The following is a 23842-nucleotide window of genomic DNA, read 5'->3' as shown; positions in this document are numbered from 1 at the left end:
TGCATCGGTCCATCAGTCCACTGCGGCGCCCGATGCCTTGACGATGCGCGCCCATTTGGCGATGTCGTCCTGAAGCAGCTTTGCAAACTGGTCAGGCGTGGTGGGCGCTGCAATCTCGACGCCCTGCTGGTCGAGCTTCTCGCGCAGGTCTTTTGCGGCCAGCGCCTTGCGCGTGGCTTCTTGCAGCGTGGCGAGCACGTCGGCCGGCACGCCCGCCGGCGCAAACAGGCCGATCCACAGCGTGCCGTTGTAGCCCGGCACCGCCTCGGCAATGGTGGGCACCTCGGGTAGCACCGGCGAGCGCTTGTCGCCGCTCACGGCCAGCGCGCGCAGCTTGCCGGCCTTGATGTGCGAAAGCGCCGAAGGCAAGCTCGCGAAGACGATGGGCAGTTGCCCGCCGAGCACGTCGTTCAGCGCCGGTGCCACGCCCTTGTAGGGCACGTGCTGCAAAGAAATGCCGGCCATGCTGTTGAGCATTTCGCCAAGCAGGTGGTTGAGCGTTCCGTTGCCAGCCGAGGCGTATTGGTAGTTGGCGCCCTTCGCCCGCGCGAGCTTCAGGAACTCGTTGAAATCCTTGGCCGGAAAAGACGGGTTGACCAGCAGCACGTTGGGCACCGCGCCCACCAGGCCCACGGGCTTGAAGTCTTTCACCGGGTCGAAGCCCGCGTTCTTGTAGAGCGCCGGGTTGATGGCCTGGCTGCTGCTGATGGTCATGAGCAGCGTGTAGCCGTCCTTCGGACCCTTGGCGACAAGTTGCGTGCCGATGTTGCCGCCCGCTCCGGGCCGGTTGTCGACCACCACGCTCGCGTTCATCACCTCGCCGATCTTCTGGCCCACGAGGCGGCCCACGATGTCGTTGGTGCCGCCGGCGGCCTGCGGCACGATGAGCGTGATGGGGCGCGAGGGGTAAGGCTGCGCCTTTGCCGGGCCGGCGTGAATCAGCAAGGCTGCGGTAGCAAACGCCAGGGCCGCGAGTGCGCGAAACCCCACGTTTGCGAGATTGGTAGAGCAGCGGACTTTTAATCCGTTGGTCGCTGGTTGGTGTTGTGTCTCCATGCCCGGATGGTGTTCCGCCCTACCCCTGCGCGCAATCTGCGATTTCGGAACCCAGCCTTCTGGAATTCCGAAGGCTTGGGTACGATAGCCCATGCTCTTCGACCTGACCGACCTGCGCCTTTTCGTTGCCGCCGCCGAACTCGGCAACCTCACGCGCGCCGCCGAACGGCAGCACCTGTCGCTTGCGGCGGCCAGTGCGCGCATCAAGGCGCTCGAAACCCAGGCGGGCCTGCAACTGCTGCAGCGCGAAGCACGCGGCGTGCGCCTGCTACCCCCGGGAGAAGCCTTTCTGCACCACGCCCGCCTGGTGCTGCATCAAACGGAGCAACTGCGCGCCGACCTGCTCGAATACGGGGGCGGCCTGCGCGGCCACCTGCGCGTGTTCGCCAACACCACGGCGGTGACCGATTTCCTGCCTGAAATATTGCCCGGCTTTCTTGCGCACAACCCGCGCATCAACGTCGACCTTCAGGAAAAACCGAATGCTCAGATTCCTCGCGGCGTGCTCGACGGCCGTGCCGACATCGGCATCGTCGCGGGGCGCGTCGACACGCTGGGCCTGGAAGCCATCCACTTCAGCACCGATCGGCTGGTGCTCGTTACCTCACGCAAGCACCGCTTCGCAAAGCGCCGAAAGATTTCATTTGCCGAGACGCTGGACGAAGACGCGATCGGCATGCAGCAAGGCAGCACGCTGCAGACTTTTCTCGCGCAAATTACCGACAACCTCGGCAAGCGGCAGAAGCTGCGCATCCAGCTGGGCAGCTTCGATGCAATGTGCCGGATGATCGGCAGCGGCGTGGGCATTGGCGTGGTGCCCGAGTCGGCGGCACGGCGCAACCAGGACAGCATGCAACTCGCGCTCATCGACCTGAGCGATGCATGGTGTGTGCGGGAGCGTTACCTGCTGGTGCGAGATCGCGCGGCCTTGCCGATCTATGCGCAGGCACTGGTCGAAACGCTGTGCCAGCATTATGCGGGTGAGCAGGCCGCGGCCTGACTGAATTCCGGCTCTGCGGGGTCGATAAAACAAGGACTTGCGAGCGGATTGTGAAGAAGCCGGTGCCGTCCCCATTTTCCGTGGACAACTTTGGGGATAACTAATGTGCTTCCTTGTAAACGCGATTTAAGTTGTTGTTTTATAACGGGAATAATCAGTTTGCTGAAAATTTGGGCGGTGAACAAGGTGGCGGCTGCTGTTGGGGGCTGCTGTTCAGGGCGTGTGCAAAGGCCACCGGGTACTCCCCTCCGCGAATGTCCCCCGGGGCTGCGCCCCTCCTCCTTTATTTCGCTGCGGGGAGCACCCGATGGCCTGTGCACCTGGGCACGCTGCTGGTGTTCCGCTGATCAACCACGGCTCTGCCCAACGCACCCGCTGACGGGGTGCCTTGCGCAGCGAAATAAAGGAGGAGGCCGCAGGCCGGGGGACATTCGCGGAGTAAGGTACCCCGTCGGCGGGTGCGCCGCCCTGAACGACAGGCAGCGCCAAAAAAGCGGGAGCGCCGCTCGACCGCGGCGCTCCAAGGAAACTCAGCGCTAGAGAGTCAGCGCTCGATGGTCAGCGCCACGCCCATGCCACCGCCGATGCACAGCGACGCAATGCCCTTCTTGGCGTTCTGCCGCTGCATTTCGTGCAGCAGCGTCACAAGAATGCGGCAACCCGACGCACCGATGGGGTGGCCGATGGCAATGGCGCCGCCGTTCACGTTCACCTTGTTCACGTCCCAGCCCATTTCCTTGTTCACGGCGCAAGCTTGCGCCGCAAAGGCTTCGTTGATCTCGAGCAGATCGAGATCGGCCGCCTTCCAGCCGGCGCGCTGCAGCGCCTTGGTCGACGCCGGCACAGGCCCCATGCCCATGATGGCCGGGTCGAGGCCCGCCGTGGCGTAGCTTGCAATGCGGCCCAGCGGCTTCAGGCCCAGGGCGGCGGCCTTCTTGGCCGTCATGACCATCACCGCGGCAGCGCCGTCGTTCAGGCCCGAGGCATTGCCCGCAGTCACGCCGCCCGCCTTGTCGAACGCGGGGCGCAGGCCCGCCAGGCCCTCGGCGCTCGTCTTGCGGTTGATGAACTCGTCCTTGTCGAAGACGAGCGGGTCGCCCTTCTTCTGCGGAATGCTCACCGGCACGATCTCGTCCTTGAACTTGCCGGCATCTTGCGCAGCCGCGGCCTTGGTCTGGCTGCCGAGGGCGAGTTCATCTTGCGCCGAGCGGTCAATGCCGAACTTCTTGGCCACGTTCTCGGCCGTGATGCCCATGTGGTACTGGTTGTACACGTCCCACAGGCCGTCGACGATCATGGTGTCGACCATTTTCCAGTCGCCCATGCGCTGCCCGTTGCGCGAGTTGGGCAGCACGTGCGGCGCCATGCTCATGTTCTCCTGGCCGCCGGCAATCACGATTTCGCTGTCGCCCGTGGCCACGGCCTGCGCCGCGAGCATGACGGCCTTCAGGCCCGAGCCGCACACCGCGTTGATGGTGAGCGCGGGGGTTTCCTTGGCGCCGCCGCTCTTGAGCCACGCCTGCCGCGCGGGGTTCTGGCCGGCGCCGGCCGCCAGCACCTGGCCCATGATGGCCTCGCCGACCTGCTCGGCCGTGAGGTTCGCGCGTGCAATCACTTCCTTGATCACGAGGGCGCCCAGCTCGGTGGCCGCAATGCCGGCGAGCGAGCCGCCGAACTTGCCGACCGCCGTGCGTGCAGCCGAAACGATGACGATGTCTTCCATGAGGTTCTCCGTTGAAGTGATTTGAATGAAGCGGGGTCCGTGGGATTGTGTGCGCGGCTGCTGCGTTGGGCCGGGTCAGGCCCGGGCCTTGACGTAGCGCCCCGGCGCCGGCTCGATGGCCTTGTACGCCTTGCCGTTGCCGTACGTCTTGGGCGCCGGAATCTGCTTGCCGGCATGGCCCTTGAGCCACTGGGCCCAGTCGGTCCACCAGCTGCCGGGGTGCTCGGTGGCACCCGCCAGCCATTCGGCCTGCGTCTTCGGAAACTTGCCGTCCTCGCGGATCCAGTGGCTGCGCTTTTTCTTGGCAGGCGGATTGATCACGCCTGCAATGTGGCCCGATGCGCCCATGACGAAGCGCTTCTTGCCCGGCAGCAGTTGCGTGGACGCATAGGCCCCGCCAATGGGCACGATGTGGTCTTCGCGCGAGCCGTAGATGTACACCGGAACATCGATCTTGCCCAAGTCGACCTTCTGGCCGCACACCGTCAGCGCATTGGGCTTCGCGAGCTTGTTCTCGTGGTACGTGTTGCGCAGGTACCAGGTGTAGAACGGGCCCGGCAGGTTGGTGGCGTCGCTGTTCCAGTAAAGCAGGTCGAACGGCGGCGGGGTTTCGCCCTTCAGGTAGTTGCCGACGACGTAGTTCCACACCAGGTCATTGGGGCGCAAAAAGCTGAAGGTCGAGGCCAGGTCGCCGCCCGGCAGCAGCCCGCCCTTGCCAAGCTGCATTTCGCGGTACTGCACCATTGGCTCGTCGACAAAGATGTCGAGAATGCCGGTGTCGCTGAAATCGAGAAACGTGGTGAGCAGCGTGACCGATGCCGCCGGCTTTTCGCCGCGCCCCGCCAGCACGGCCAGCGCAGTGCTCAGGATGGTGCCGCCCACGCAGAAGCCGAGCGCATTGATCTGCCCCGACTTGTTGGTGGGGCCGCTGATCTCCTGCACCGTGTGAATCGCCTTGATTGCGGCGTTCTCGATGTAGTCGTCCCAGGTGGCGTTGGCCAACGATTCGTCGGGGTTGCGCCAGCTCACCACGAACACCCGGTGGCCCTGCTCGTTCGCATAGCGGATCAGCGAGTTTTCAGGCTGCAGGTCGAGTATGTAGAACTTGTTGATGCAGGGCGGCACCAGCAAGAAGGGCCGCTCGTACACCTTGGCGCCGAGCGGCTTGTATTCGAGCAGCTGGAACAGTTCGTTCTCGAACACGACCGCGCCTTCGGTGGTTGCCACGTTGCGCCCTACTTCGAAGGCGCTTTCGTCGGTCATGCTGAGGTGGCCCTGCTTGATGTCGTGCAGCAGGTTCTGAATGCCCTTGGCAATGCTCTCGCCCTGGGTTTCGATGGCTTTTTTCTGCGCCTCGGCGTTCAGCGCCAGCGAGTTGCTCGGCGACGAGGCGGCCATCCATTGTTCGACCGCAAAGCGCAGGCGCGCCTTGGTTTTTTCGTCGGCGTCCACGGCTTCGGCCAGGTTCAGCATGGTGCGCCCATTGAGCAGGTACACCGCGGCCGAAAAGGCCGCCAGCGGGTTGCCGCCCCAGGCGTCGGAGGCAAAGCGCTTGTCGCCTTCAGGCTTCGCGGCAAAGCCCTGGCGCCATAGCTCGGTGGCCTCGGCAACGTATTGCTGCTGGATGGATTGAAGCTTTTCGGGGTCGACGGAGACCTTGGGCAGCTCGGGCATTCCGGCCGCCTGCGGGATTTGCCACAGCGGCGTACCGCCGACGAAGGCCGAAGCCCCCTGCGCGGCGGATTGCTGGAATGATTCCAGCGCCTTGTTCCATCCCTCTGACAGTGCCTGCTGGAAGGGCGCGAACGCATCGGCCCCCGTGGCTTGTTGCTTCATGGTGTCTCCTGGTCCTCGCCTGAGTCGGTACGGATGGCTGCTCGTGTTTTGAGTATGCTGCATTTCACAAGGCCTTCATAACGCCGCCCACCTACTTACCGACTGAAACTTCTTGTGTTCATCCACCTGATCGTGATCGGCTGGCTCTACGTCGCCGTGATGATGGCCGTGGCCGAAGCCACCAACACCAACGGCACCGTGCTGGGCGCCATCTTCACATTTCTCATGTACGGATTGGCGCCCGTGGCCTTGGTGGTTTACCTGATGGGAACCCCTGGCCGGCGCCGCGCCATCAGGCAGCGCGAAGCCGAGGCGCAGGAAGAGGCACGCCGCGCCGCTGCCGCCAAAGCCGCAGCCGCAGCCGAGGCCGAAGCAAAGAAGGAATCAGGCCTTCCCGACCAGGGCGGCGAAGCGCCCGCTGACGCCGTCACGCCGGTGCGAAAAGAACCGTGACGGGTTGCCGACGGTGCACCAGCCATCGGTGCCATCGTTGCCGTAGACAGCCTCTACACCCGCCGCGCGAAGGCGCTGGCGTGCAAGTGCCGGCAGGTCGGCCAGCCATTTGCCGCCAGTTGCAGCGGGCTTGAAACACCCGGCAGCCTCTGGCGAGTGCGCCTCGAACGCCGCCTTGACTTCGGCCCCCACCTCGAAGGCCTTGGGGCCGATGCAGGGGCCGAGCCACGCCAGCACCTTGCCGTGCTCCGGGGCAAAACGCCCCGCTGCCGCTTCGAGCACTCCGCCGGCAAGGCCGCGCCAACCCGCATGCGCAGCGGCCACGCGGCGGCCTGCGGTATCAGTGAAAAGCACGGGCAGGCAATCGGCCACCATGATCGTGCAGGCCAGGCCGCTCTCGGCCGTGGTGCAGGCATCGGCGGCGGCGCCGTCGGGCAACGAACTGCCGGGGCCCTCGAGCACCACGACCTCGCTGCCATGCACCTGCTGCAAGAAGACTGGCCGCACGCCGATGGCCTCCCGCAGGCGGGTCCGGTTGGCAGCGACGTGGCCGGGGTCGTCGCCCACGTGGTCGCCCAGGTTCAGGCTTTCATACCGCCCCTGCGAAACGCCGCCGCTGCGCGTGGTGCACAGCGCCCGCACGTTCTGCGGCGCCGGCCAGTCGGGCACGAGCCAGCGCGGGTCCATGCCGGGGTTCATGCCGTTCAGGCTTCCGCGTCGGGCGCCTGCGAAGGCTGGGCGCGCTGGAACGCGTCGAGCGCCATGCAGGCCTCGAAGGCGGCCATGGTGCGCGGGAGCCCGCTGAAGTCGCAGTCGAAGCGCCTGCCGTTGAAGATCTGCGGCACCAGGCAGCAGTCGGCCAGCGTGGGCGTGTTGCCGTAGCAGAAGGTGCTGCCAGGGTGCTGCGCCAACTGGCGCTCGAAGGCCAGCATGCCGTCGCGCACCCAGTGGCGATACCAGGTGTTCTTGGCCTCGTCATCGAGCTTGAGCTCTTTCACCAGGTACTTGAGCACGCGCAGGTTGTTCAGCGGGTGGATCTCGCAGGCGATCGACTGCGCCAGCGCGCGCACATGCGCCCGGCCCACCGGGTCGTGCGGCAGCAGCGGCGGCTCGGGGTGGGTTTCGTCCAGGTATTCGATGATGGCCATCGACTGCGAGAAGCGCTCGCCCTCGTCTTCGAGCAGCGGCACCAGCATGTCGGCCGAAATGGCCGAATAGGGGCCGGTGCGATGGTCGCCACGGGCAATGTGCACCGGCACGTAGTCGTAGTCCAGGCCTTTCAGGTTCAGCGCAATGCGCACCCGGAAGGACGACGAGGAGCGGAAGTAGTTATGCAGCTTCATCATTGCGCAAGCATAGCGCCCGCGAACAACCCTGGCCTGCCTCTGGCACACTGCCGTTTTTCTCCGTTTCGCTGAAAAGGACAGACGCAATGGCTTCCGAGTTTGTTTTCGCCCCGCCCGCAACCGTTTCGGTTCCGGTGGTCGGGCAGCCCGCCCGTTTTCCGGTGCACCGCATTTACTGCGTGGGCCGCAACTATGAAGATCACGCCAAGGAAATGGGTTTTACCGGCCGCGAGCCGCCGTTCTTCTTCATGAAGCCGGCCGATGCGCTCGTGGTGGTCGATGCGGGCCAGACCGGCACCATGGCCTACCCCACGCTCACCAAGAACCTGCACCACGAGATCGAGCTTGTGGTGGCCATTGGCACCGGCGGCAAGAACATCAAGGCCGCCGATGCGCACAAGCACATCTACGGCTACGCCGTGGGCCTGGACATGACCCGCCGCGACCTGCAGGGCGAAATGAAGAAGCAGGGCCGCCCCTGGGACATCGGCAAGGGCTTCGAACAGAGCGCACCCATCGGCCCCATCGTGCCGGTGGCGCAGGCGGGCGATGCCGAGAACGCCGAAATCTCGCTGCAAGTGAACGGCGCCGACCGCCAGCGCAGCACCGTGAGCAAGCTGATCTGGAACGTGGCCGAAACCATCGAGCACCTTTCGGCCGCCTGGGAGCTGCAGCCCGGCGACCTGATCTACAGCGGCACGCCCGAAGGCGTGGCGGCGGTGGTGGCGGGCGACACGCTGGTCGGCGAAGTGGCCGGCCTGCCCAAGCTGACGGTCAAGATCGTCTGACACCCGCGCGCCACGCTCCATGATCCTGCGCGTACCCATCAAGCACTGCAAGAACTGCGGCACAGCGGTGGTCTACCGCATTCCGGACGACGGCGACACCAAGGAACGCGCCGTCTGCCCCGCCTGCAGCACCATCCACTACGAGAACCCGCTGAACGTGGTGGGCACCATTCCCGTGCTCGGCGACAAGGTGCTGCTGTGCAAGCGCAACATCGAGCCGCGCTGGGGCAAATGGACGCTGCCCGCGGGCTTCATGGAGCTTGGCGAAACCACCGCCCAGGGCGCCGCGCGCGAAACCGACGAAGAGGCCGGTGCCAACTACGAAATGCAGGGCCTCTTCGCGGTGATCAGCGTGGTGCGCGTGGGGCAGGTGCACCTGTTCTACCGCGCCCGCCTGCTGGACGACCGCTTCGACCCGGGCCACGAAACCATCGAGGCCCGGCTTTTTACCGAAGAAGAAATTCCCTGGGAAGAAATTGCGTTTCGCACCGTGCGCGAGGCCCTGGAACACTTCTTCGAAGACCGGCGACGCGGCAGCTTCGACCGCGTGCACGAACTCAGCATCGTTTGAAACACATGACCAACCAGGCACCGCGCGCCTCTGCCCTCTTCCGTGCGGCGCTCGCATCCACCGTTGCCGCCGGGCTGGGCCTTGCGCTTGCTTCGGCGGCGCAGGCCGAAATTGTGGGCGACGTCGACACCGCTTTCAAGCTCATCGGCCCGGACCACAAGATCGTGGTCGAGGCGTATGACGACCCCAAGGTCAGCGGCGTGACCTGCTATGTCTCGCGCGCCAAGACGGGTGGGCTGGCCGGTGCCTTCGGCGTTGCCGAAGACAAGTCGGAGGCCTCCATTGCCTGCCGCCAGGTCGGCCCCGTCAGCATTACCCAGCCGCTGCCCAAGCGCGAAGAGGTCTACACCGAGCGGCTGTCGATTCTCTTCAAGCGGCTGCGGGTGGTGCGCATGGTCGACGCTCGGCGCAACACGCTCATCTACCTCACCTATTCCGACCTGCTGATCGACGGTTCGCCGAAGAACAGCGTCACGGCGGTGCCGATCGACCGCGGCACGCCCATTCCGCTCAAGTAACTGCGGGGCGGTTACTTACAACTCCTGGTTCCTTCCGGCCGGCTGACCCTTCCGGGTTTGCTAGCATGCCGGCCGAGGCTGGCCGGCGCGCCGGGCCGAAGGAACCCTCAGCAACGAATTCGTTCCAACAGAGAACCATGCAGCACCTTCAGACTTTTGTTTTACGTACCGGCGCCGCGCTACTCGTAGCCGCCGGCCTTGCAGCCTGCACCACGCCCGCACCGCCGCCGCGCTCCGGCGTGAACGTGCCACCGCCGGTGCAGCAGCCGCAGGCCCTGTTCATCCGGCCCGCCAGCGGCACCACCATTGCCCGCTTCGACGGCGTGCGCAACAAGGGCCTCGACATTGCCGGCAACCTTGGCGACCCCGTCGTCGCTTCGGCCGACGGACGCGTGGTGTACGTGGGCGGCGAACTGCGCGGCTACGGCAACATGGTCATCGTCAAGCACAACGACACCTTTCTTACCGCATACGCCCATGCGCAAACCATCCTCGTGAAGGAAAACGCGGTGGTGCGCCAGGGCCAGAAAATCGCCGAAATGGGCAAGAGCGGCACCGACCGCGTGAAGGTGCATTTCGAGATCCGCAAGAACGGCACCGCCGTCGATCCGGAACCCTATCTGAACGGGCGCCTGCAGCAGTAGGCCCGCGGCGCGCGCACCCCCGGGTGCAGCGCGCTAAAGCAGGCTCTCGGGCACCAGCGGAGCAAACAGCTCCAGCTTCCAGCGCGACCAGAAATCCGTTTCCGGCTCCACGTGCAGGATGGTGTCCGCGCCGTCGCCCGACGCCGGGCTCACCCATTCGATGCCGCCGCGCGGCCCCAGCTGCAGCTGGTAGGCGCCGTCGAGCCGTATGAAGCCGATCAGGCTGGTGAGCTGCTGCGCAATTTGCGGGCTGAAAATGAAAATGCCGATCTCGGTGTTGTGCAGCATCGAGCGCGGATCGAAGTTCATCGAGCCGATGAAGACGATGTTGCCGTCGACCACGGCCGACTTTCCGTGCAGCCTTCCGCTTGCCGAACCGTACATGCCGAAGCGCCTGGTTTCTTCCACGCGCTTGGGGCTCAGCTCGTACAGAGACACGCCCAGCCGCAGCATCGCAGGCCGGTAGCGGCGGTATCCGATATGCACCAGCGACTCATCCGTGGCGGCCAGCGAATTGGTAACGATGGTGTAGCTCACGCCCTTTTGCCGCACGAGGCGAATCGACTCCATGCCGCCGCGGCCCGGAATCAGGTAAGGCGTGGTCTGCAGCACCTCGTGCTCGGCGCTCCTTATGTAGCGCCGCACGTTGTACAGCACGCTGTCGGGCGCCTCGTCGGCGGGTAGCCCGCGGGCTTCTTCCGTCGGGCCCAGCGCCTTGGCAGGCGCATCCGCATAGGCTTCGGCACGCGCCCAGACGAGCGAAAGCGCGCCCTCGTCCAGGTCCTTGGCCAGGGGGTTGTTGCCCAGCAAGTCGGTAGAAACCAGCGGCTCGGGGTGCAGTGTGTCCGGCCCGCCGGTCAGTTGCTCGAAGCGCTCGCGCAATTGCTCCGGCGTGGCACCGCCGGTCGATACCAGCGACTCCACGGGGTACACGTAGGGGCTGTTCCAGTACATGTCGAACAGCGACGAAAGGCGCGGCACCACCGTGCCGGCCACCAGTGTGTCGATGTCGATGAAGTTGGAGCCGCCGTCGCGCAAGAAGTATTCGTTGGCAATGTTGCGCCCGCCCATCACGGCCATGACGTTGTCGACCACGAAGAGCTTGTTGTGCATGCGGCGGTGCACGCGGTCGAAGTCGAGCAGCGACGATGCCCAGCGCGTGCCAAGGCGTTCGCGCCCGCTCGGGAACGGATTGAACATCCGCACCTCGGCGTTGGGGTGCGCCGCCAAGCCTGCGAACAGCGGATCGGCGCCTACGGTGTAGAGGTCGTCAACCAGCAGGCGCACGCGCACGCCGCGCTCGGCCGCGTCGCGCAATGCGCGCAGCAGGTAGCGGCCGGTTTCGTCGTTCTGCACCAGGTAGTACTGCACGTCGATGGAGCGCTGCGCGCGCCTGGCCAGCTCGATGCGCGCATGCAGCGAGAACTGCGGCATGGGCAGCAGGCGAAACCCGCTCAGCCCCTGCCCCGGCGGTGAAGCCGCCGTAACCAGGCGGCCGAGCGTGGTGTCGGCGCCGTTCGAAATGGCCACGGACGTCTTGCGCTCGACGCCCGACGGCAGGCCCGCGCAACCACCCAGGAGCAACAAGGCAATGCTGAATGCAAGCAAAAACGGCCACGCGAAGCGCGCGCCGTTGCCAGCTGGTCTTTCGAAGATTCCGGACATTCTTGAGTTGGAGTTTTCTGCCATCGGAGCGATGCGATGCGCGACGCGCGCAAGGTCGCCGGTTTCTACCATGAGCCGGGCCAAATGACCCGCTCATGGACTCCTCCTACACCATCGGCAAAGGCAAGCTGACGCGCGCAAGCAACCGCTCGCACCACATTTTTCTGAAAACGAAGAACCACTCGGCGAGGTTGCGCATGACAAGGAAGAACGAACTGCTGGCAAGGTTTGACGGAAAGATCACGATGATCGGCTTCGGCTCCATCGGCCAGGCCCTGTTGCCGCTGCTGCTGCGCCTGTTCGGCCTGAAGGCCTCCGACGTCAGGATCGTCAAGTCGGGCGAAGACCGCAGCGGCCTTGCCAAGGAGCTGGGCGTCGAAGTGATTCCCGTGCGGCTCGAAGAAGGCAATTTTTCGGCCGTGCTCGAGCCCCTGGTGGGCAAAGGCGACTTCCTGGTCAACCTGTCGGTCGATGTCTCGAGCCTGGCACTCATCAAGCTGTGCCGCGAGCGCGGCGCCTTCTACCTGGACACCTGCAACGAGCCCTGGCCCGGGCGCTACGACGACCCCGGCCTGCCCCCGTCGCGCCGCTCCAACTACAGCCTGCGCGAAGAAGTGCTGGCATGGCGCCTCGACAAGCGCAGCGGCCCCACAGCGGTGATTACGCAAGGCGCCAATCCCGGCCTCGTGTCCGCACTGGTCAAGCAGGCGTTGCTCAACATTGCGGCCGACACGCATGCGCAAGTCGAATCGATGCCCACCAGTTACGAAGACTGGGCCGCGCTCGCGAAGCAGCTCGAGATCAAGGTCATTCACATCGCCGAGCGCGACACGCAGGCGGCAAGGCAGCGCAAGCAGCGCAACGAGTTCGTCAACACCTGGTCGGTGCAGGGCTTCGTCGACGAGGGCCTGCAGCCGGCCGAACTGGGCTGGGGCACGCACGAGCGGCATTGGCCCGCCGACGCAGCCCGTCATGGCTTTGGCAGCGATGCGGCCATTTACCTGAAGCGCCCCGGCATCGGCACGCGGGTGCGCAGCTGGACACCGCTCGAAGGGCCGTACCACGGCTTCCTGGTAACCCACGCAGAATCGATTTCGATTGCCGACCACCTCACCCTCCGCAAGAACGGCGAAGTGGTGTACCGCCCCACGGTGCACTACGCCTACCACCCCTGCGACGACGCCGTGCTCTCGCTGCATGAAGTGGCCGGCAAGAACTGGCAGCTGCAGCATCGCCAGAAAATCATCCGCGACGAAATAGTCGAAGGCATGGACGAGCTTGGCGTGCTGTTGATGGGCAACCCCAAGGGCGTCTACTGGTACGGCTCGCGCCTGACCATCGAGCAGGCGCGCGAACTGGCGCCTGCCAACAGCGCTACCAGCCTGCAGGTGGTGGCCGGCATCCTGGGCGGCATGCTGTGGGCGCTGCGCAACCCCGACGCCGGCCTGGTGGAGCCCGACGATCTCGATCACCGTGTTGTTCTTGAAGCCGCGATGCCCTACCTTGGCGAGGTGGCGGGCGTGTATGGCGACTGGACACCGCTCAAAGACCGCAGCCCGCTCTTCAACGAAGAAAAGGATGAAGAAGACCCCTGGCAGTTTCTCAACTTCCGGGTGGCCTGATTGCTTCTGCGAAAAGAACTCGGCGTTGTCGAGAACTCCTACTACGAAGCAAGCGTGACGCGCGCCGAGCGGTTCGAGGCTGCGCGTCCGCTCGAAGGCATTGCCACCGCCGATGTCTGCGTGGTGGGCGGCGGCCTCGCGGGGCTCTCGGCGGCGCTGGAGCTGTCTTCGCGCGGCTATGCGGTGGTGCTGCTGGAGGCCCAGCGCGTCGGCTGGGGTGCCTCGGGCCGCAATGGCGGCCAGGCGATCGTGGGCTTTGGCTCCGACGGCGAAGAGGCCATCGAAAAGCAGTTCACGGCAGAAGACGCGCGCCGCGCGTGGGACGTTTCGGTCGAAGGGCTCAACCTGCTGCGCGACCGCATGGCGCGCCATGCCATCGACTGCGACTGGCAACCCGGCTATCTCAACCTTTCAGTCAAGCCTTCGAAGTCGCGCGCGCTCCGCCAATGGATGGACCACGTGGGCCGCGTCTACGGCTACCCGCTGCAATGGCTGGGGCCCCCGGAAATCGCGCAGTGGGTCGACAGCAAGCGCTTCGACGCCGGCACCTTCGATGCGTTTTCGGGCCATCTGCATCCGCTCAAGTATTCGCTGGGCCTGGCTTCCGCCGCACGTGCTGCCGGCGCGCAACTGCATGAAAACTCCGCGGCCCAGGTCATCGAACGCGGCACGCGGCCGGTGGTAAAGACGGCGCAGGGCGAGGTGCGGTGCAGCTTCGTGGTGCTGGCGGGCAACGTTTACCTGGCTGAATACGGCGACGACGTGGCGCCCGAAGTGTCGTCGCGCATCATGCCCGTGGGCACCTACATGATTGCGACCGAGCCCATGGACAAGGCGCGTGCGGACGCGCTCATGCGCGGCAGGCCGGCCGCGTCGGACACCAACTTCGTGCTCGACTACTTTCGCCTGAGCGCCGACCACCGACTGCTGTTCGGCTCCGGCGACAGCTACAGCGCCCGCACCCCGCGCAACCTCATCGAGAAAATCCGCAAGAGCATGCTGGCGGTGTTTCCGCAGCTGTCCGACCTGGGCATCGACCACGCCTGGGGCGGCTTCGTCGACATCACCATGAACAAGGCACCCGATTTCGGGCGCATCGGCACCAACATCTATTACCTGCAAGGCTTCTCGGGCCACGGCCTGGCGCTGACAGGCATGGCGGGCAAGCTCGCGGCCGAGGCCATTGCGGGGCAGGCCGAACGGTTCGACCTGTTCGCCCGCATCGGGCACCTGGCCTTTCCGGGCGGCACCCTGCTGCGCACCCCTGCACTCGTGCTGGGGATGATGTATTACCGCCTGCGCGACATGCTGTAGCTAGGCGCGCGCAGGCCAGCGCAAGTGCCCTGACCGCCGAGCCAGCAGGAGCCCCGCGGCTGCCAGCCCCACCATCGCAATGGCCGTCGTGTTGCCAGAAGCGGCGCGCCCCATGTCGAGCGCAATTTCGCCCGTGCGCGGCCCCGCGAGCTGCAGGCGGCGCTTGGTCATTTGCGCACCCAGGTCGCCCAGCTTGTCGGCCAGGTGTTTTTCGGCCGCCGGCAGCACGATGGTTTCTTCGTCGGCCACGTGATGCATCACGTCGCGCATCAGTGCCGAGAGCGTTTCGTCATAGTCGCGCGCCTCGGGCTCCATGGTGCGAAGCAGGCCGATGAGCCTGCGCATTTCGGAGTGCTCGTGGATCGCCTCGGTAATGCGTTCGTCGTCGATCTTGCGCATCTCGGGGTAGAAGATTTCTTCTTCGAGCTGCGCGTGAATTTCGAGCGCCGTGCAAATGGTGTTGACCAGCCCCTTTTTCACGCGGCTCGGCGCGCTGGCCTTGTACTGGTGAAAAGTGGAAAGCACGTGCGTGTGATCCAGGCGAATCATGTTGGTCGCCGTGGGAAAGAGCCGGGAGACAAGATTTGTCATGGTGACCTCCAGGGCCGATGAAAAGCAAAAGCGTGGCACCCGGCCGGCAAGCGGCCGGGTGCCGTTGGGGGTAGCAGGGCAACCCGCAAACCCTTGCGGGTCTTCAGGCGGTTGCGCCGGTGAGTTCTTCCATCAGCTCTTCCTTGCGGGCCGCAAGCTGCTCGCGCATGGCCACAAGGTCGAGCCCCTTGGCGGCGCGCGCCTTGACGAAGATCTCGTTGCGCTCTTCCTTCACGTGGTGGTCGATGTATTCACCCAGCACGATCACCTTGGCGTCGAACTTGTCGTCCACGTCGGCGGCGGATTCGATCTGCGCAATCAGTTCCTTCGCGCTGGCGTGCTCGACTTCGGCCTCGTCCAGCAGATCGGTTTCGCTCAGCGCCTCGCGCAGTGCGGGGTAGAAGATTTCTTCCTCGATTTGCGCATGCACCGTCAGCTCGGTGCAGATCTGGGTTGCCAGTTCGCGCTTCTTTTGCTGCGCGCTGGCGGCTCGCGAATGGGTCAGTTCCTCGTACTCCTTGAACAACTTCTTGACGTTGCGGTGGTCGGTATCGAGAAGGCTGCATGCATCAGGTGCTGCTCGTTTGGTAGAGGTGGGCATCGTGGGCTCCGAATAATGGGTTGGTGGAAGCTGAACGATGCGGTGACGCGAAACTCCGCGACGTAGGAAAGCTGCCTGTGTGTGCGTAGCAGCGCCCACTACTCGCGCCCGCGCTGCGCAAGCAGGCAGCCGGCTGCCAGGCCCACTGCAAAGAGGCCGTAGACCACCGCCATCGAGCCTTTGGAAAGGTGGTGCTCGAACCCCGGGGTGAGCCGGCGCGGGGTAATGGTGTAGTCCACCGCGCAAGCCACCGCCGTTGCCGCGCTGGCACTGGCAAGTGCGGCCGGCACCGATTGCGGGGGCCGCCTCTCGGCATGCAGCCAGGCGTAGAGCAGCGCCCAGAAAATCGCACTCGCATGGTGGGTGGCATAGCCAAGGCCTGTGTGCCGCAGCGTGGGCCGGTACACCGTCAGGGCCTGGTCGCCCCACAGCCAGTGGCTGGTGGCATTGGTGGGTGCCACCGCACTGCCGGCCTCGCGGCGCCCGCGCAGCATGAGCGCAGCCGTCGAGGCAAGGCTTGCGAACGTTCCGGCAATCAGGCCGGTTCGCAGCACCGGCGCAAGTCGTTTGCTTGTGTTCATGTTCATGACCTCTATGCGGGGCTTTCGGAAACTGCGCGTGTCATGGCGCCGGTGGCCCTGGCGCCCAGGGTCATTTCGGTCATCCACGACACCAGCAACTGCCCGTAGGCCTGGCGCGAAGACTGCTTGGACAACGCGTGGTCGGCACCCGAAATGACGCGGTACGTGGCAGAACGAACGCGCTTGAAAGCACCCAGGTAGTTTTCGATGACCGGGTGCGGCACGATCTGGTCGTGCTCCGACTCGACGATAAGCACGTCGCCGGTAAACGCTTCGCAGGCGGCAAGCGCGCGGTTGTCGCGCGGGCCCACCAGGGTGCGTCGGTAGGCCACCAGGTCCGACCTGCTCAACTGCCCCTTGGGCGCTAGCCACTCGCGGTCGCGGTAGAGCGCCGGCGCGCGCAGTGCAAGCCAGCGCACCGGCCGCATGGCGCTGACCAGCGCCGCCAGGTAGCCGCCGTAGCTGCTGCCGATGATGGCAATTGCGTTGGGATCGACCGTGGGGTGGCTCACCAGCGTGTCGTAGGCCGCGAGCACGTCGCGCAGGTTGTCCTCGCGCGTCACCTCCTTGCGCAGCGCCGCATGGCGCGCGTGGCCCCGCAGGTCGAAGGTAAGGCACACGCAGCCAAGCGCGGCAATGTCGTGCGCGCGGGCAATGTATTGCTCCTGGCTGCCATCCCAGCCGTGCACGAGCAGGACACCGGGCACCATCGTGGAAGCGGCGACCAGCGTTCCGGCAATGTGCTGGCCGTCTACGGGAATATCGATGACGTTATGTCGTGTCGCTGGCATACGGTTGGATCAATGCGTACTTGGTCAGGGGACCATTCTGTTTGTCGATGCCGCGGTAGTGCACCCTTGCATCCGCCGGAATCTGCGCTGCTGCGCCATAGGCCTCGAAGCACGAGACGCGCAGGCGCTCGAGCGCCTCATCGCGCCAGAAGCTTTCGAGCGCCACCATCTCTGCGCCGGTTGCACCGCCCACGCGCCACGACTGCTCGAGCACGCCCGAGCGCCACGCACCCGCGGCACCCACGCCCTGCGCCACGTCGTAGTTGACGCGCGATGCAAGAAAGCCCGGGAAGCAGTCGATCACCGCCTGGTGGTAGCGCCGCGCCTGCTCGATGGCAAGGCACAGCGCCGGGTTGGGGCTGGTCTTTGCAAGCAGCGCGTCGAAGTTGCCGCGCACCAGTGTCAGGTCGGAACCGCCATACACGCTCTGCCCCGAGTTATCGGTCGTCATGCGCTGGCGGCCGAAGTAGCTCACGATCATGTGGTCGACCATCACCTGTCCCACGCTGAATGTGTCGGGCCGCTCCAGGTTTTCTTCGATCACCACGCCGTGCAGCGCAATCCCGCTCTCGTCCATGGCCGCCAGGCTGCGGTCGAGCGCATCGGCATCGGTTACCACCGTCTGGCCGCGCCCTCCGGTGGCGCACACCGGCTTTACACGCACAGGGCCCTTCTCCAGCAGCCGGCGCCCGGCCCATCGCGCATCCTCTGCGGCAAAGGCAGAGAACCCTTCGAGTGCCGCATGCGATATGTCGGCAGCAAAGCCAGGCGCCCAGCCCTCGGGGCAGGCGGCGGCCCTGCCTACCAGCGGATGCGTGATGGCCTTGGTCGCTACGAAGGGGTATGGAACCACGCCCCCGAAAAGGTCGTGCAGCGTCGATATGCCGAGCGAGCGTGCCATCTGCGTGCTGGGCACGGTGTCGCTTGGCACAAAGTACAGCGGCGTGTTTTCGTGCGCACGCGATGCGTCGTACTCGCCGGCAAAGCGAAACCCTTTCAGCGCCGCAAGGCGCTGAGCAAAGTTGCTGCGCGTGGCGCGTTCGTGGTCGCTGCAGTAGGCCTCGGGGTCGGCGCTCCACACCACCACGCTGCCGCCGGTGCTCTTGAGGACGGTGTCCACGAGGGCGACTCCCGAGCTGAATAATGTGTCCATGGCGTGCGCTCCCGGCCTAGCGTTGGTCCGCCGTTCCGGGTTCGGCCATTCTGCGATGCTGCTTGGCCAGCAATGCCGACGGCGTAACGTTGGCAACAGCCACCTGCAGCTTGTTCTCCCAGCCGGCGACCACGTCGCCTTCGCCGTCCATCATGGCTTCGAAGCCGATCTTCGCCACCTTGGCCGGGTCTGCCTTCTTGTCGTCCTGGCCCACCTTGGTGTCGAGCATGTCGGCGCGGTCAAAAAATTCGGTGTCGGTGGGGCCGGGCATCAGACAGCTTACGGTAACGCCGCTGTCCTTCAGCTCGTCGCGCAGCGCAAAAGAGAACGAATCCAGAAACGCCTTGGTGCCGTTGTACACCGCCTGGAAGCTCCCGGGCATGAAGCCCGCGATGGAGCCGGTAATCAGAATGCGGCCCTGCCCGCGCGCGCGCATTGCACCGCCCACGGCATGAATCAGGTACAGCGTGCCGGTGATGTTGGTGTCGAGCACATGCCGCGCGTCTGAAAAATTCTGGTCTAGAAACGCATGGCCGAGCCCCCGGCCCGCATTGGCCAGCAACGCATTCACCGGTCGCTGGCCCGCGGCCGCCAGCAGACGGTCGACCCCTTCGGTGGTGGAAAGATCGGCAAGCACGGGCTGCACTTCGACGCCCAGGCGGCGCAATTGAACGGCGGCGTCCTCGATCTCCGGCTCGTCGGCCGCAATCACAAGATCGAAGCCCTCGTTGGCGCAGCAGCGCGCGAGCTCCAGCCCTATGCCCGACGAAGCGCCGGTCACGATGGCGAAAGGCCGGGTGAAAGCGGAAGTGTCCATCGGGGAAGTGTTCATCGGAATAGCTCCTTGTGAACGATTGGCGGGCGCACGGCGGCGATCCGTGCATGTCGACGGGCGAAGCGCCTACGCGCCCTTGCCGTCCTGATCGCGATAGTCGAACAGCTTGCAATCCGTCAGGGCGGGATAACGCGCGTCGTTGTGAAAGAGGCCTCCTACGCGCCGCACTTTCCCCGCGCTTTCCGATAACTCGGCGGCGACTTTCGCGGCCACGCGCAGCTTTCCTACGGGGGCGGCTGGGGGCTTTTGAAATGGTGATGCCTCCGCTGACTGGAGACCTCCCGGTACATGGCCGCTACCTCTTCTTCCCCGCCCCCTGCCCTTGCACCTACGCCCGCCGCCGGCCACACCGCATTGTTGATCATCGACATGATCAGCTGTTGGGATTTTCCGGATGCCGACAAGCTCTTGCCCGGCGCCCTTTCCATCGCCCCTCGCATTGCGGCGCTGAAGGCCCGATGCACCCGCGCCGGAGTGCCCACCATCTACGTCAACGACAACCGCGGACGCTGGCGCTCCGACTTTCCCAAGCTGGTGGAAATGTCCCTTGCCTCGGGCGGCGGGGGCGCCGAAATAACCTCGGCGCTGCTCCCCGGCGAAAAGGACTACTTTGTACTGAAGCCCAAGCAGTCGGCCTTCTTTGCCACGCCGCTGGAGCTGCTGCTCGCCTACCTGGATGCGAGGCGGCTGATAGTGACGGGCGTGGCAAGCGACCAATGCATCTGGGCGACGCTTGCCGATGCAGGCATGCGCGACCTGGAAGCGCTGGCGCCGCGCGACTGCGTTGCTTCGCAGACACCGGAACGCAACCAACGGTTTCTGCGCCAGGCTGAAGAGGCGCTGCTGGTGCGCACCACCCCGGGCCCGCGCATTCGCCTGCCCGCAAAGCGCTGAGCACGGCGGCCCTGTCGCCCAGCGACAGCATGCCCACCTTGGCGGTCAGCCGCTTCGGTGCTCTGCGTTGCGCTTGCGCGTGGCCGCGGCCTTCTTGGCGGATGCAGAGCGTTCGGCCGCCGTGCGCGATGCGGCTGCTGCGCCGCCCTTGTGGCCGCCCTTGCGCGAGGGCGCATGGTTCTCGGCCTTGCCGCGGCCGCTTCCGCTCTTCTTGCCGCCGCCCGTCTCGGCATTGACCGTGGCCCAGGCGCGCTTCTCGGCTTCGGCCTTGCCGACACCGCGGTGCTCGTAGCTTTCCTCGATGTGCTCGGCCTTGCGTTTCTGCTTGTCCGTATAGGACGACTTGTCACCTCTTGGCATTGCTTTCTCCTTAAGGGTGAAGAAGCCTCTCATCCTGCGCCTGGCCTATGCGCCGCAGGTCGGAAGACTCAGGGCATGCGCGTGGGAGCAGTCTGGCGACGGCGAAGCCGCCTCGACTGTGGGATTGCACCGACGGCCCTCACGCCGATTGCACGACACCCTTCAGCGCGCCACGTGCCGAACATGGCGCTTTTCGCACATGGAGCCTCTTCGATGAAGCAGACAGTCAGCGACTTCGTGGTGCAACGCCTGTACGACTGGGGCGTGCGCCGCATCTACGGCTATCCCGGCGATGGCATCAACGGCCTGATGGGCGCACTCGACCGCGCCGAAGGCTCGATCGAATTCATTCAGAGCCGCCACGAGGAGCTTGCCGCCTTCATGGCCTGCGCGCACGCCAAGTTCACCGGCGAGGTGGGTGTGTGCCTGGCCACCTCGGGCCCGGGCGCAATCCACCTGCTGAACGGCCTCTACGACGCAAAGCTCGACCACCAGCCCGTGGTTGCCATCGTCGGCCAGCAGAAGCGCAGCGCGCTTGGCGGCGACTACCAGCAAGAGGTAGACCTTGTTTCGCTCTTCAAGGACGTGGCGCACGAGTTCGTGCAGATGGCCTCCAGCCCGGAGCAAGCCCGCCACCTGATCGACCGTGCCATGCGCATTGCACGCGACCGGCGCGCCGTTACCTGCGTGATCTTTCCCAACGACGTGCAAGACCTGCCCGCCGTGCCGGTGCCTCCGCGCGAGCACGGCACGGTTCACAGCGGCATCGGCACCACGGCCACCGCAGTGGTGCCCGAGGCGCCGGCGCTCGAGCACGCGGCGCAAATCATCAATGCCGGCAGCAAGGTGGCCATCCTCGCAGGCGCGGGCGCCCTGCACGCTACCGACGAACTGGTTCTTGTGGCCGAGCGGCTGGGCGCCGGCATTGCCAAGGCCCTGCTGGGCAAGGCCGCCGTGCCCGACGACCTTCCCTTCGTGACCGGCGCCATCGGCGTACTGGGCACCCGGCCAAGCTCACGGATGATGGAAGACTGCGACACCCTGCTGATGGTGGGCTCGTCGTTTCCCTATGCCGAGTTCTTGCCGCCTGAAGGCCGGGCGCGCTGCGTACAGATAGACACCGACCCTCGCGCCATCGGCCTGCGCTACCCGGCCGAACTGGGCTTGGTCGGCGACAGCCGCGCCACACTGGCCGCCCTGCTGCCGCTGCTAGAGCCAAAGGAACACGGCCCATGGCGCCGCGGCATCGAAGCCGAAGTGGCCAAGTGGTGGCGGGGGCTCGAGGCCCGCGCGCACGTGGAGGCATCGCCCCTCAACCCGCAGCGCGTGTTCTGGGAGCTATCGCCGCGCCTGCCCGAGCAGGCTGTGTTGACCTGCGACAGCGGCACGGCCGCCAACTGGTACGCCCGCGACGTCAAGCTGCGCCGCGGCATGAAGGCCAGCCTCTCCGGCGGGCTGGCCACCATGGGCCCCGCCGTTCCCTATGCCATTGCGGCCAAGCTCGCGCACCCGGACCGACCGGTTGTTGCGATGCTGGGCGACGGCGCCATGCAGATGAACGGCCTGAATGCGCTCATTACCCTTGCGCGCATGTGGCGCGACTGGGCCGACCCGCGCCTGGTGGTAATGGTGCTGAACAACCGCGACCTCAACCTGGTGACCTGGGAGCAGCGCGTGCTCGGCGGCGATCCCAAGTTCGAGGCCTCGCAGGTGCTGCCCGATTTTCCGTACGCGCGCTTTGCCGAAATGCTCGGCCTGGGCGCGTTGCGCGTCGATACGCCCGAAGCAATCGGCCCGGCATGGGAGGCCGCCTTTTCCGCCGACCGCCCCATGCTGCTCGAAATGGTGACCGATGCCGCGGTGCCGCCGCTGCCGCCCGACGTGTCGCTTGCGCAGGCCAAGGCGTACCTTTCGGCTCTATGGCATGGCGACCCCGAAGCGATGCGCACCGTGAAGGCGGCGGCGCGGGAATACTGGGCCAGTGCAACGGCGTGACCCGATGAATCAAGCCATGAAAGTCGGCGTCAGCATGTGCTTACGGCCGCTTTGAAAAGCGTCCTACCACTGGGGCGCGGGCGACTTCTATATTGAATTCAGACGCCGACCCTTCCTTGCAGAACAACCACCGGCGTCAAGGAGATCATCATGAAGAAACTGCTTATGGTTTGCGCAGCGGCATCGTGCCTTGGAATGGTCCAGGTGCATGCGCAAGTAAACACCACTCCGTCTGCAGCCACCGATCCGGCCATGGCCGAATTCAAGGCGGCCCGCGACAAGATCTCGGCCGACTACAAGGCCGACAAGGCTGCCTGCGACGCCATGAAGGACAACGCCAAGGACGTCTGCATGGAGCAGGCCAAGGGCAAGGAAAAAATCGCCAAGGCCGAACTCGATCAGAAGCAGAAGCCCAGCGACGGCAATGCCCGCAAGGTGGCCGAAGCCAAGATAGACGTGGCCTACGACGTTGCCAAGGAAAAGTGCGACGACCAGAAGGGCGACGCCAAGGATGCTTGCGTGAAGCAAGCCAAGGCCGACCACGAAAAGGGCAAGGCCGAAATCAAGGCCATGAAGAAGTGACCGCCGCGCGGCCCGCAGCCCGCCCTCAGCGCAGCGTTGCAAAGTAGGCGGCTATGTCGCGGGCGTCCTGCTCGGTCACGCCGAGTTCCGGCATGGCCGTCAATGGATCGACCTCTTTCGTATGCCGCAGCCAGCGCACCATGTTCTCGGGTGTGTTGGCGAGCTTTCCGGCAATGAGGGTGCGCCCTCCTATTCCCGCCAGCGGTGGGCCGACGTGGGGTGAAGAACTCGTGACGCCCGGAATGGTGTGGCAGGCGTTGCACGCGTACTGGTGAAGCGCCCGCTTGCCGCGATCGACGTCGCCCTGGCGAACCGATGAGCCGTCCGGAACGGCGCCGCATGCCGAACCCCCTGATGCGCCTGCGCCCTGCACGCCGGTCGCGTCGAAGCGCGTGGCTTCTGCATATTGCTGCGGCGTGAGGTCTGGCAGGCGGCCCAGAAAGGCCACCACCGACCACAGCTCTTCCTCGGACAACCGGTACTCCCAGGCCGGCATGCCGCTCATCTTGATGCCGTTCCTGGTCAGCCAATACAACTCGCGCGGCTTCCAGTGGTGCCGCGCGTCCACCAACGGCCCGGGCAACGGCTGCATGCTCTTTCCGATGTCGCCTTGCGCAACACCCGGTGCGCCGTGGCACTGCACGCACTTGTCGCGAAAGCATGCTGCGCCGCGCATCACCATGCGTTCATCGTCGAGCGGCGGCGTCTCGATGTTGCGGGCGCGCATCTTTACCGACTGGTGCATGGCGGTTTCGAGCAGCGAGTACACCGGCTGGGTGTGCTGCACAGTGGCTGCCACGTTGTAGAGGCCGCCATACACCACCAGCGCACCCGCCGCCGCGCCAGCAAGGCCCAGCACGGCAACGGTGAGAAGAACGGTCTTGGGTGCACCCATCGGCAACATTCAATTGGCGGCATTGTCC

The 23842-nt window shown here is 65.5% G+C and carries 26 protein-coding genes; 11 read left to right on the top strand and 15 right to left on the bottom strand.

Features of this window, described 5'->3' with window-relative positions:
* Nucleotides 1-12 precede the first annotated feature (12 nt).
* Nucleotides 13-990 (bottom strand): tripartite tricarboxylate transporter substrate binding protein, encoded by a 978-nt coding sequence (locus J2X67_RS13320; protein WP_309953683.1) that lies wholly within the window; start codon nt 988-990, stop codon nt 13-15.
* A 157-nt stretch (nt 991-1147) separates the two neighbouring features.
* Here J2X67_RS13320 and J2X67_RS13315 point away from each other — a divergent pair, with 157 nt between their 5' ends.
* Nucleotides 1148-2056: a LysR family transcriptional regulator gene (locus J2X67_RS13315; RefSeq protein WP_309953649.1), complete on the top strand. Its 909-nt coding sequence runs from the start codon at nt 1148-1150 to the stop codon at nt 2054-2056.
* Nucleotides 2057-2600: 544 nt separating this feature from the next.
* Here J2X67_RS13315 and J2X67_RS13310 read toward each other — a convergent pair.
* Nucleotides 2601-3779 carry an acetyl-CoA C-acetyltransferase gene (locus J2X67_RS13310; RefSeq protein WP_157613354.1) on the bottom strand — a complete coding sequence of 393 codons (1179 nt, stop codon included), beginning with the start codon at nt 3777-3779 and terminating at the stop codon, nt 2601-2603.
* Between the two features lie 75 nt (nt 3780-3854).
* The gene (locus J2X67_RS13305) at nt 3855-5615 is read right to left on the bottom strand and encodes a class I poly(R)-hydroxyalkanoic acid synthase (RefSeq protein ID WP_309953648.1); all 1761 of its coding nucleotides are present in this window, start codon (nt 5613-5615) and stop codon (nt 3855-3857) included.
* Nucleotides 5616-5729: 114 nt separating this feature from the next.
* Here J2X67_RS13305 and J2X67_RS13300 point away from each other — a divergent pair, with 114 nt between their 5' ends.
* Nucleotides 5730-6068: a hypothetical protein gene (locus tag J2X67_RS13300; RefSeq protein WP_309953646.1), complete on the top strand. Its 339-nt coding sequence runs from the start codon at nt 5730-5732 to the stop codon at nt 6066-6068.
* Here J2X67_RS13300 and pgeF read toward each other — a convergent pair.
* Complete coding sequence (gene pgeF / locus J2X67_RS13295) at nt 6000-6755, bottom strand: peptidoglycan editing factor PgeF (protein WP_309953681.1); 756 nt, start codon at nt 6753-6755, stop codon at nt 6000-6002. The genes J2X67_RS13300 and pgeF overlap by 69 nt on opposite strands.
* A 17-nt stretch (nt 6756-6772) precedes the next feature.
* Nucleotides 6773-7411, bottom strand: a complete 639-nt coding sequence (maiA, locus tag J2X67_RS13290) for a maleylacetoacetate isomerase (protein WP_309953680.1) — start codon at nt 7409-7411, stop codon at nt 6773-6775.
* A gap of 89 nt (nt 7412-7500) precedes the next feature.
* On the opposite strand from maiA, the gene J2X67_RS13285 reads away from it, so the two are divergent.
* From J2X67_RS13285 to J2X67_RS13270, 4 genes are all read left to right on the top strand, one after another.
* The gene (locus tag J2X67_RS13285) at nt 7501-8202 is read left to right on the top strand and encodes a fumarylacetoacetate hydrolase family protein (RefSeq protein ID WP_309953644.1); all 702 of its coding nucleotides are present in this window, start codon (nt 7501-7503) and stop codon (nt 8200-8202) included.
* A 19-nt stretch (nt 8203-8221) separates the two neighbouring features.
* On the top strand, nt 8222-8773 hold the full coding sequence (locus J2X67_RS13280) for an NUDIX hydrolase (protein ID WP_309953642.1): 552 nt from the start codon (nt 8222-8224) through the stop codon (nt 8771-8773).
* 5 nt (nt 8774-8778) lie between these two features.
* Nucleotides 8779-9291 carry a CreA family protein gene (locus tag J2X67_RS13275; RefSeq protein ID WP_309953640.1) on the top strand — a complete coding sequence of 171 codons (513 nt, stop codon included), beginning with the start codon at nt 8779-8781 and terminating at the stop codon, nt 9289-9291.
* Nucleotides 9292-9428: 137 nt separating this feature from the next.
* On the top strand, nt 9429-9935 hold the full coding sequence (locus J2X67_RS13270) for a murein hydrolase activator EnvC family protein (RefSeq protein ID WP_409050491.1): 507 nt from the start codon (nt 9429-9431) through the stop codon (nt 9933-9935).
* Nucleotides 9936-9968: 33 nt separating this feature from the next.
* Here the strand turns inward: J2X67_RS13270 and J2X67_RS13265 are convergent, their stop codons facing one another.
* The gene (locus tag J2X67_RS13265; RefSeq protein ID WP_309953638.1) at nt 9969-11600 is read right to left on the bottom strand and encodes a phospholipase D family protein; all 1632 of its coding nucleotides are present in this window, start codon (nt 11598-11600) and stop codon (nt 9969-9971) included.
* Nucleotides 11601-11797: 197 nt separating this feature from the next.
* Here J2X67_RS13265 and J2X67_RS13260 point away from each other — a divergent pair, with 197 nt between their 5' ends.
* Both J2X67_RS13260 and J2X67_RS13255 read left to right on the top strand, forming a co-directional pair.
* The gene (locus J2X67_RS13260; RefSeq protein WP_309953678.1) at nt 11798-13222 is read left to right on the top strand and encodes a saccharopine dehydrogenase C-terminal domain-containing protein; all 1425 of its coding nucleotides are present in this window, start codon (nt 11798-11800) and stop codon (nt 13220-13222) included.
* Nucleotides 13223-14536 carry an FAD-binding oxidoreductase gene (locus tag J2X67_RS13255; RefSeq protein ID WP_309953636.1) on the top strand — a complete coding sequence of 438 codons (1314 nt, stop codon included), beginning with the start codon at nt 13223-13225 and terminating at the stop codon, nt 14534-14536.
* On the opposite strand, the gene J2X67_RS13250 is transcribed toward J2X67_RS13255, so the two are convergent.
* From J2X67_RS13250 to J2X67_RS13220, 7 genes are all read right to left on the bottom strand, one after another.
* On the bottom strand, nt 14537-15127 hold the full coding sequence (locus J2X67_RS13250) for a hemerythrin domain-containing protein (RefSeq protein WP_309953634.1): 591 nt from the start codon (nt 15125-15127) through the stop codon (nt 14537-14539). It lies immediately after the preceding gene.
* Nucleotides 15128-15230: 103 nt separating this feature from the next.
* Complete coding sequence (locus J2X67_RS13245; protein WP_309953632.1) at nt 15231-15728, bottom strand: hemerythrin domain-containing protein; 498 nt, start codon at nt 15726-15728, stop codon at nt 15231-15233.
* Between the two features lie 98 nt (nt 15729-15826).
* The gene (locus J2X67_RS13240; protein ID WP_309953630.1) at nt 15827-16309 is read right to left on the bottom strand and encodes a hypothetical protein; all 483 of its coding nucleotides are present in this window, start codon (nt 16307-16309) and stop codon (nt 15827-15829) included.
* 11 nt (nt 16310-16320) lie between these two features.
* A complete protein-coding gene (locus J2X67_RS13235) occupies nt 16321-17100 on the bottom strand; it encodes a S9 family peptidase (RefSeq protein ID WP_281150343.1) in 780 nt (259 codons plus the stop codon).
* The gene (locus tag J2X67_RS13230; RefSeq protein ID WP_309953628.1) at nt 17081-18253 is read right to left on the bottom strand and encodes a DUF3182 family protein; all 1173 of its coding nucleotides are present in this window, start codon (nt 18251-18253) and stop codon (nt 17081-17083) included. Before J2X67_RS13230 ends, J2X67_RS13235 begins: the two co-directional genes overlap by 20 nt.
* A 16-nt stretch (nt 18254-18269) precedes the next feature.
* Nucleotides 18270-19085, bottom strand: a complete 816-nt coding sequence (locus J2X67_RS13225) for an SDR family NAD(P)-dependent oxidoreductase (RefSeq protein ID WP_309953626.1) — start codon at nt 19083-19085, stop codon at nt 18270-18272.
* A gap of 69 nt (nt 19086-19154) precedes the next feature.
* The gene (locus tag J2X67_RS13220) at nt 19155-19301 is read right to left on the bottom strand and encodes a hypothetical protein (RefSeq protein ID WP_309953624.1); all 147 of its coding nucleotides are present in this window, start codon (nt 19299-19301) and stop codon (nt 19155-19157) included.
* A 75-nt stretch (nt 19302-19376) separates the two neighbouring features.
* Here J2X67_RS13220 and J2X67_RS13215 point away from each other — a divergent pair, with 75 nt between their 5' ends.
* Entirely contained in the window at nt 19377-19982 is a 606-nt protein-coding gene (locus tag J2X67_RS13215) for an isochorismatase family cysteine hydrolase (protein ID WP_309953623.1), read from the top strand.
* A 45-nt stretch (nt 19983-20027) separates the two neighbouring features.
* Here the strand turns inward: J2X67_RS13215 and J2X67_RS13210 are convergent, their stop codons facing one another.
* Nucleotides 20028-20342: a plasmid stabilization protein gene (locus J2X67_RS13210; protein ID WP_157613337.1), complete on the bottom strand. Its 315-nt coding sequence runs from the start codon at nt 20340-20342 to the stop codon at nt 20028-20030.
* Nucleotides 20343-20555: 213 nt separating this feature from the next.
* Here J2X67_RS13210 and J2X67_RS13205 point away from each other — a divergent pair, with 213 nt between their 5' ends.
* Complete coding sequence (locus J2X67_RS13205) at nt 20556-22337, top strand: thiamine pyrophosphate-requiring protein (RefSeq protein ID WP_309953622.1); 1782 nt, start codon at nt 20556-20558, stop codon at nt 22335-22337.
* Between the two features lie 150 nt (nt 22338-22487).
* Nucleotides 22488-22919 carry a hypothetical protein gene (locus J2X67_RS13200; RefSeq protein ID WP_309953621.1) on the top strand — a complete coding sequence of 144 codons (432 nt, stop codon included), beginning with the start codon at nt 22488-22490 and terminating at the stop codon, nt 22917-22919.
* A gap of 25 nt (nt 22920-22944) precedes the next feature.
* Here J2X67_RS13200 and J2X67_RS13195 read toward each other — a convergent pair whose 3' ends face one another.
* The gene (locus J2X67_RS13195; protein WP_409050490.1) at nt 22945-23823 is read right to left on the bottom strand and encodes a c-type cytochrome; all 879 of its coding nucleotides are present in this window, start codon (nt 23821-23823) and stop codon (nt 22945-22947) included.
* Between the last annotated feature and the right edge of the window lie 19 nt (nt 23824-23842).

It is taken from the genome of Variovorax sp. 3319 (assembly GCF_031456585.1).
In the GTDB taxonomy this organism is placed as follows: domain Bacteria; phylum Pseudomonadota; class Gammaproteobacteria; order Burkholderiales; family Burkholderiaceae_C; genus Variovorax; species Variovorax paradoxus_P.
This window is presented reverse-complemented; position numbering and strand designations above follow the sequence as displayed.